Annotated in this window: 8 protein-coding genes and 1 tRNA gene; 1 reads left to right on the top strand and 8 read right to left on the bottom strand. The window is 58.2% G+C overall.

The window, feature by feature from the left end; translation table 11 throughout:
* Positions 1-365: 365 nt before the first annotated feature.
* Positions 366-441, bottom strand: a tRNA-Gln gene (locus BM181_RS14740).
* Positions 442-697: 256 nt separating this feature from the next.
* Here BM181_RS14740 and BM181_RS14735 point away from each other — a divergent pair.
* The gene (locus BM181_RS14735) at positions 698-1,060 is read left to right on the top strand and encodes a PTS glucitol/sorbitol transporter subunit IIA (RefSeq protein ID WP_075445859.1); all 363 of its coding nucleotides are present in this window, start codon (positions 698-700) and stop codon (positions 1,058-1,060) included.
* Positions 1,061-1,143: 83 nt separating this feature from the next.
* Here the strand turns inward: BM181_RS14735 and BM181_RS14730 are convergent, their stop codons facing one another.
* The 7 genes from BM181_RS14730 to BM181_RS14700 form a co-directional block, all read right to left on the bottom strand.
* Positions 1,144-2,181, bottom strand: a complete 1,038-nt coding sequence (locus tag BM181_RS14730) for a LacI family DNA-binding transcriptional regulator (protein ID WP_075445858.1) — start codon at positions 2,179-2,181, stop codon at positions 1,144-1,146.
* A gap of 117 nt (positions 2,182-2,298) precedes the next feature.
* Complete coding sequence (locus BM181_RS14725; RefSeq protein ID WP_075445857.1) at positions 2,299-2,964, bottom strand: uracil-DNA glycosylase; 666 nt, start codon at positions 2,962-2,964, stop codon at positions 2,299-2,301.
* A 23-nt stretch (positions 2,965-2,987) separates the two neighbouring features.
* Positions 2,988-4,004 (bottom strand): 2-amino-4-hydroxy-6-hydroxymethyldihydropteridine diphosphokinase, encoded by a 1,017-nt coding sequence (folK, locus tag BM181_RS14720; protein WP_075445856.1) that lies wholly within the window; start codon positions 4,002-4,004, stop codon positions 2,988-2,990.
* Positions 4,001-4,363 carry a dihydroneopterin aldolase gene (gene folB / locus BM181_RS14715; protein WP_075445855.1) on the bottom strand — a complete coding sequence of 121 codons (363 nt, stop codon included), beginning with the start codon at positions 4,361-4,363 and terminating at the stop codon, positions 4,001-4,003. The genes folK and folB overlap by 4 nt, the downstream gene beginning before the upstream one ends.
* Position 4,364: 1 nt before the next feature.
* The gene (gene folP, locus BM181_RS14710; RefSeq protein WP_075445854.1) at positions 4,365-5,216 is read right to left on the bottom strand and encodes a dihydropteroate synthase; all 852 of its coding nucleotides are present in this window, start codon (positions 5,214-5,216) and stop codon (positions 4,365-4,367) included.
* Entirely contained in the window at positions 5,216-5,788 is a 573-nt protein-coding gene (gene folE / locus BM181_RS14705) for a GTP cyclohydrolase I (RefSeq protein ID WP_075445853.1), read from the bottom strand. The genes folP and folE overlap by 1 nt, the downstream gene beginning before the upstream one ends.
* A gap of 80 nt (positions 5,789-5,868) precedes the next feature.
* Complete coding sequence (locus BM181_RS14700) at positions 5,869-6,054, bottom strand: ferredoxin (protein WP_075445852.1); 186 nt, start codon at positions 6,052-6,054, stop codon at positions 5,869-5,871.
* Between the last annotated feature and the right edge of the window lie 643 nt (positions 6,055-6,697).

Genomic DNA, 6,697 nt, shown 5'->3' with positions numbered 1-6,697 from the left:
CAAGCACATCGATGTAATTCGTAACCTATTGCCGGAACAAAGCAGGCTTATCCAAACGTAGCAGAGGGCGGGGGCGGGTACACTTTCTTCGCAGCGGGAGCGATTTGCCCGAACGCAGTGAGGGATGGCCCGCAGTACGTACTTCCTAGAACGATTCGATGTATTGGCGTGCCGCTGGCCTGCCCGGCACATGTATCTAAGTACGTACTAAAGCAGCCGCGCGGGTCATTTAGCGGGAGCGGAGAAAAAGTGCACCCGCCCCCACCCAAGCTGAGCTGTACCGAGTTTGTTTTAACCACGTACGGACAGATAAACTGCAATTTATACACAAAAAAGCACCGCTTTCGCGGTGCCGTATCTTCATATGGCAGGGGTAGCTGGACTCGAACCAACGCATGCGGGATTCAGAGACCCGTGCCTTACCAACTTGGCGATACCCCTGTGTCATCAGCATCTCTGCTGTCAACACAAAATATTATACGCAAACTATATCTTCTTGTCAACACCTTTTTGACGATTTTTTTACAAAAAGTTAAAAATCAGACAAAAACGTGAAAATCCGATAAATAAAGGGCAAATGTCCCCTTTTACGCATAAAAAATATGTTATAATAATAGTTACCAAAGATGTAAGGTGGCAGAACCGGACCATTGTGGTATGAATATTGTGTGTTATGGATAATGGAGGAATGAATCATATGGATATCAAGTATGATGTATCGATCACCGCTATCGGCAACCTGGCCAAGACGTTCTTAGAGAACAACAACAGCGCCATCCTGCTCGATGAGGGCATCCGTCCGAACCTTGCCGACATGGTCATCGAACACACGCCGGGCGAACTCAAAGAAGACATCAAAAAGGGCGACAAGCTGCTGATGGGCGGCATCAAGTACACGGTCGAAAAAGTCGGCGACGCCGCTAACGACAACCTCCGCGAGGAAGGCCACTGCACCCTCGTCTTCAACGCCGAAGGCTCCATGCCGGGCCAGATCATCGTCAAAGGTTCCGGCCTGCCAGTCCTGACCACGGGCGCACACATCACGTTCACCAAGAAATAACACCAAGCAAGAATACCAGCAAGGGCTGTGAAGGCAGCGTGGGAATCTCCCATGCGTTCCTCACAGCTCTTTTTTCATGCCGCTCACGCCATGCCCGTCAGCGATGCAGGCTGGGCCTGGGCATAGTCGCGTGTCAGATTGCGCACGCTCTCACGCTCGACAAAGAACAGCGGCATCTCCATATTCTGCTCCACCGGTTCGTCATGCAGCAGATCGAGCATATACTGCGCGGCCTTCATGCCGACGAGCTCATAGTCGAAGGAAATCGTCGTGAGCGCCGGATAGACGACAGCGCCGACCTCGTAGCCACCGAAACCGACGACCGAGATGTCTTCAGGCACGCGCAGGCCGCGCTCATGGAAGTAGCGCAGGATGCCCAGGCTGATGTTATCCGTCGCCCCGACGACAACCGTCGCACCGCAGCGGCGGACATCCTCGCCACAGTTATAGGCCGACAGGAAGTCAAACCCCGTCTCGACGAAGTCCACCTTGGCCTCCGGCCGCCCCTCCGTGAAGGCATCGATGAAGCCCTGCTTGCGGTCGACGCCCACGGCGATATCAGTCTCCGTGACCCCGGCAAAGACGGCATGCTTATGCCCCATCTGCCGCAGATATGCGCCCATCATGCGGCCCGCGGCCTTGTCATCGATCTTGACATAGGGCACATCCTGATGTTTCTGGCCTGTATAGAGCACAGGGACCGTACCGCTCTTCGTGAGCTTCACATGCTCCTCGCTGATGCCCACCGAGTCGACGAGGATGCCGTCGACGCCCTGCTGCTGGAGGCTGCGGATATTCTCGATCTCCTTGCGGCCCGAGAGCTTGCTCACGAGCAGCAGGCCCTGATAACCCGCTGGCTCAAGGATGCGGCTGATGCCAGCCAGCAGCTTGCCGACCGTCACCGAGTCCATGCGTGGCAGCACGATGCCGATGAGCTTGCTCTGCTTCGTCTTGAGCCGCTTGGCGAAGAAATTCGACTTGAACCCCGTCTGCTCGATAGCCTTCTTGACACGCTCCTGCTTTTCGACGCTGATATATCCCTGGTTCAGGTAACGGGAAACCGTGCTCTTCGATACACCGGCCAGCTCCGCTACATCCTTTATCGTCACCTTCTGATTCATGCCATCCTCCGTAAAGCCGCAAAATCCTTGCGATAGTCTACTATTATTTTAGACAAATTTCCCGCAAAAGGCAAGCAAAATGTAGAACTGATTCCACATTGCTTTCCGTCCCCAAGATCAGAGCTGCCAATCAATCGGCTCCTGCCCCGTAGCACGCAGGAAATCGTTGACTTTCGAGAACGGCCGGCTGCCGAAAAAACCACGATGTGCCGACAGCGGGCTTGGATGCGGCGACTCGACGATGTAGTGTTTCGGATTCGTGATCATGGCCTTCTTGCGGCGCGCCGGCGTGCCCCAGAGGATGAAGGCCATAGGCTTCTCGCGCTCGTTCAGCAGGCTGATGATCTTATCGGTGAAGATCTCCCAGCCCTGCCGCTGATGGGACCCCGCCTGATGCTCGCGCACGGTCAGCACGGTGTTGAGCAGCAGCACGCCCTGCTCAGCCCAAGGCTTCAGGCAGCCCGTCGCAGGGATCGTACAACCGAGGTCATCGTGGAGCTCCTTGAAGATATTCACCAGCGACGGCGGCGGCTGTACCCCCGGCAGCACCGAGAATGACAGGCCGTGGGCCTGCCCCGGGCCATGATAGGGGTCCTGCCCGAGGATGACGACCTTCGTATCGGCATAGCTCGTATAGTGCAGTGCATTGAAGATCGCATACATATCGGGATAGATGCGATGCGTGCGGTACTCCTGGATGAGGAACTGGCGCAGCTGGCGATAGTACGGCTGCTTCAGCTCCTCATTCAAGTAATCCGCCCAGTCATTATGAAAGATTTCCATTGGTTCGCGTTCCTTTCCTGTTCCTATTGGCCGCCATGACGCCGCACCAGGCGGCAGAAGCTGGCGACTGCCGTCTGCGCGTCCCCTGCCGTCTGCGCCTCCTCGCGGAACTGCGCCGTGACGTCGGGGAAAAACGTATCCGCCCGATACCGCCCCCGCAGCCGCGTAAGCGCAATGGTCTCAGTATACGGCAGCAACAGACGGTAAATCTCGCCGCCGCCAATGCACCAGACTTTCCGTTGCGGCTGCGCCAGCGTGAGCTTGCCGAGCAGTCGCCAAAGCTCCGTAAGGCTGTGGCAAACACTGAATCCAGGGATATCTCCCTGCGTGCGGGTCAACACGATATTGATGCGTCCTTGCAGCGGCGCAGCGCCCGGCAGGCTTTGCTGCGTCCTGCGTCCCATGACAACGATATGCCCCAGTGTCAAGGCCTTGAAATGTGCCATATCCTCTTGGTCATGCACGAGCAGTTGCCCCGCATGGCCAAGGCCGCCAGCTTCATCAGCCGCCGCGATCATCTGCAGCGGCCACGGGCTGCTCACCTCCGCCGCCCGGCTGATCTGCTGGCCCTGGATGGCAGGCTCTACCCACCAGTCGCGCACCGTGCGCCCCGCCACCACCAGCTCCGTGGCGATGTCCAAAAGCGGCCGCAGTACAAAGGCCCGCTCCGTAAGATAGGGATGCGGCAGGCGCAGCTCCGCCGTATCGGAGGTCTTGCCCTCAGCGGCCAGCAGGTCGATGTCGATCGTACGCGCCCCCCAATGCTCGTGGCGCACGCGGCCCAATGCCTGCTCGATGCGCTGCATCGCGTGCAGCAGCTCCGTCAGCGGCAGCTCCGTCACGACCTCTGCCGCCGTATTGATAAACCCCGGCTGGTCGAGCTTGCCCCAGGGAGCCGTCTCATAGAAAGAAGCCACCTGCACAAGGCGGGTGGCAGTCACAGTATCTATTTGACGCAGAGCCGCGCGGATCGTCTCAGCGCGGTCACCAAGATTAGCCCCAAGGCTCAGCCAGACAGAATACGGTCTTGCCGCACTCATGCCCGCGTCCTCACGACGCTGATGGCAGCATCGCCGAACTTGCCCGGCAGCGGTGCCTGCGGCTTATGCACCGTCACACGCACCTTCTGCACCTTGGCATAGCCCTGCAGCACCGCCGTTGCCACGCGCTCACCGACTGTCTCGATGAGCTGGCACGGCTCGCCCTCGACGATGGCCTTGACCGTCGCATAGACCTCCGCATAGTTGATGGTCTGCGCGAGATCATCGCTGACGCCAGCAGGCTGCAGATCCGCATACATCGTCAAGTCGATATAGAAGGGCTGCCCCTGCTCGCGTTCCTTGGGCAGGCAGCCATGATAGCCGTAGAACTCCAGCCCCGTCAATTTTATCTTATCCATATCAGTGCCTCCTGAGTATCACATCGGTCATGCGGACCATGCGCGCGATCGACAGTACGTCGTGGACGCGGACAATCCCCGCGCCGCGCTCGATGCCGAGCACGCAAGTGGCCCCTGTCGCCTCCATGCGCTCCCCGACAGGCAGGTCAAGGGTCGCACCGATGAAGCTCTTGCGGCTCGTGCCGAGCAGCAGCGGGTACTCCTCGCCATCGATGGTCAGAAGCTCGCGCTGGCGGCGCATGACCTCGAGATTGCCCGCGACATCCTTGCCGAAGCCGATGCCGGGGTCGAGGATGATGTTCTCGCGCTTGACGCCAGCCGCGTCCGCCAGCGCCAGGCTGCGGCGGAAGAACGCCTGCATGCTCGCGATGATATCCCCCGCGTACTCTTTCCCGTCCTGATTGTGCATGACGACAATCGGCAGGCCGCAGTCCGCAGCCACCTTTGCCATCGCACCGGGCTCGGCTGCATACTGCAAGCCCCAGATGTCATTCAGCATATGGGCGCCATGCGCAGCCGCCGCCTTGGCCGTCTCCGCCTTGAACGTATCCACCGATATGGGCACAGGGCACTCAGCGACGAGCGCATCAAGGAACGGCAGCAGCCGCTCGATCTCCTCAGCCGCGGGCATCGGCGTGAAGCCCGGCCGGCTCGACTCAGCGCCCAGGTCGATGATATCCGCGCCATCGCGCACCATCTCCTCCATGTGCCGCAGCATCGCATCACGCGTATTCCAGCGGCCGCCGTCCGAAAACGAATCCGGCGTCACATTGAGGATGCCCATGACGAGCGTGCGCTCGCCCAGCGTGAGCATTTTCCCATCGGCAAACGTGTACTTACGGATAGCTGTCATTATGATTTTTCTCCTCCCAGTATCATCCACGCCTGATGATAGAGCGCAGAATCCGTCTGGAATACACCGGTGCATTCCGATGTGACGGTCCGCGTGCCATGCGCGAGGTCACCCCGCATGGTCATACAGAGCTGTTGGGCCTCGACCGTGACCAGCACGCCTCGGGCTCCGAGATCATGCCAGACAGCGGCGGCGATCTGCGCCGTCAGCCGCTCCTGCAGCTGCGGCTGATGCGAGAGGATATCGACCAGCCGTGCGAACTTCGAAAAGCCCGCCACGCGGCCGTTCTCCGGCAGATAGACAATGCTCACCTCGCCGAAGAACGGCACAAGATGGTGCTCGCACATCGAGTAGAACGGGATGTGGCGCACAGCCACGATGCCATCCGAGCCCGCGTCGAAGGTCTCCCCCCAGATGGAGAAAGTATCCTTGCCGATACCGCTGAACAGGTACTGGTACATCTGCGCCACGCGCTCCGGGGTCTTCTCCATCCCCCGCGCCGTGAGATCTACCCCAACGGCCTCAAGGAATTCGCGCATCGCCCGAACCGCCCTGTCATTCTTCTCGCCCATGTACCTGCCCCCTCGCAATCAAAATCGTTACTTTCTATATCATATAATAGAACACAACCGGCCGCAAGTAAGAACGCTCCTTATTTTACCGTAATCGCGCCGACCGGGCAGTCCTCCGCCGCCTGCCGCGCATCATCGACGCTGTCCGCAGGCAGCTCCTGATAGCCCTCAGCCAGCCCGTCATCGCCAAAACGGAACCCCTCAGGGCACGCCCCCGTGCACATGCCACAGCCCACGCATAAATCCTTATCTACGTATCCTTTCATCGTCAAAAACCTCCTAAAATATACTACACATTCTCTCTCCCATCTACTTACAACAGTGATTTTAGCAAATAAAATGCCGCATTTCTGTAACCATAATAACACTTTTTCTTAGCATATTCGCAAATTGCAGTTTGACTGTCCGTGCGTGGTTAAAATAAACTCGGTACAGCTCAGCTTGGGTGGGGGCGGGTGCACTTTTTCTCCGCTCCCGCTAAATGACCCGCGCGGATGCTTTTGTACGTATCTAGTGGCATGTGCCGGGCAGGCCGGCGGCACGCCAATACATCGTGTCGTTCTAGATAGTACTTGCCGCGGGCCATCCCTCACTGCGTTCGGGCAAATCGCTCCCGCTGCGAAGAAAGTGTACCCGCCCCCGCCCTCTGCTACGTTTGGATAAGCCTGCTTTGTTCCGGCATTAGGCTACGAATTACAGCGATGTGTTTGTTACGAGAGAAACGGTTCGTACAAACCTGCTCATACGGATGATAGGGGCGAACGGGGTAGTGCTTCTTTCTATCTGGAGCGACTGTCCTAGGCACAGAATGATACGCACTAACGTATTAGCAGGTTGAAGATTCATTCGGGCTATTGCTGAAACGAAGCCGCCGGGCAGGGGAGTACCATAAGCGTAACATTGATGGTT

It is taken from the genome of Pseudoselenomonas ruminantium (assembly GCF_900113715.1).
Classification (GTDB): domain Bacteria; phylum Bacillota; class Negativicutes; order Selenomonadales; family Selenomonadaceae; genus Selenomonas_A; species Selenomonas_A caprae.
Note: the sequence above shows the minus strand (reverse complement) of the source record. Positions and strands in the feature narration are given on the sequence as shown.

What these genes read in the sequence shown, in the direction of transcription:
- folK (WP_075445856.1), bottom strand. Translation starts at nt 4,004, where the DNA reads ATGAGTGCGGCAAGACCGTATTCTGTCTGGCTGAGCCTTGGGGCTAAT.
- BM181_RS14725 (WP_075445857.1), bottom strand. Translation starts at nt 2,964, where the DNA reads ATGGAAATCTTTCATAATGACTGGGCGGATTACTTGAATGAGGAGCTG.
- folB (WP_075445855.1), bottom strand. Translation starts at nt 4,363, where the DNA reads ATGGATAAGATAAAATTGACGGGGCTGGAGTTCTACGGCTATCATGGC.
- BM181_RS14730 (WP_075445858.1), bottom strand. Translation starts at nt 2,181, where the DNA reads ATGAATCAGAAGGTGACGATAAAGGATGTAGCGGAGCTGGCCGGTGTA.
- BM181_RS14735 (WP_075445859.1), top strand. Translation starts at nt 698, where the DNA reads ATGGATATCAAGTATGATGTATCGATCACCGCTATCGGCAACCTGGCC.
- folP (WP_075445854.1), bottom strand. Translation starts at nt 5,216, where the DNA reads ATGACAGCTATCCGTAAGTACACGTTTGCCGATGGGAAAATGCTCACG.
- folE (WP_075445853.1), bottom strand. Translation starts at nt 5,788, where the DNA reads ATGGGCGAGAAGAATGACAGGGCGGTTCGGGCGATGCGCGAATTCCTT.
- BM181_RS14700 (WP_075445852.1), bottom strand. Translation starts at nt 6,054, where the DNA reads ATGAAAGGATACGTAGATAAGGATTTATGCGTGGGCTGTGGCATGTGC.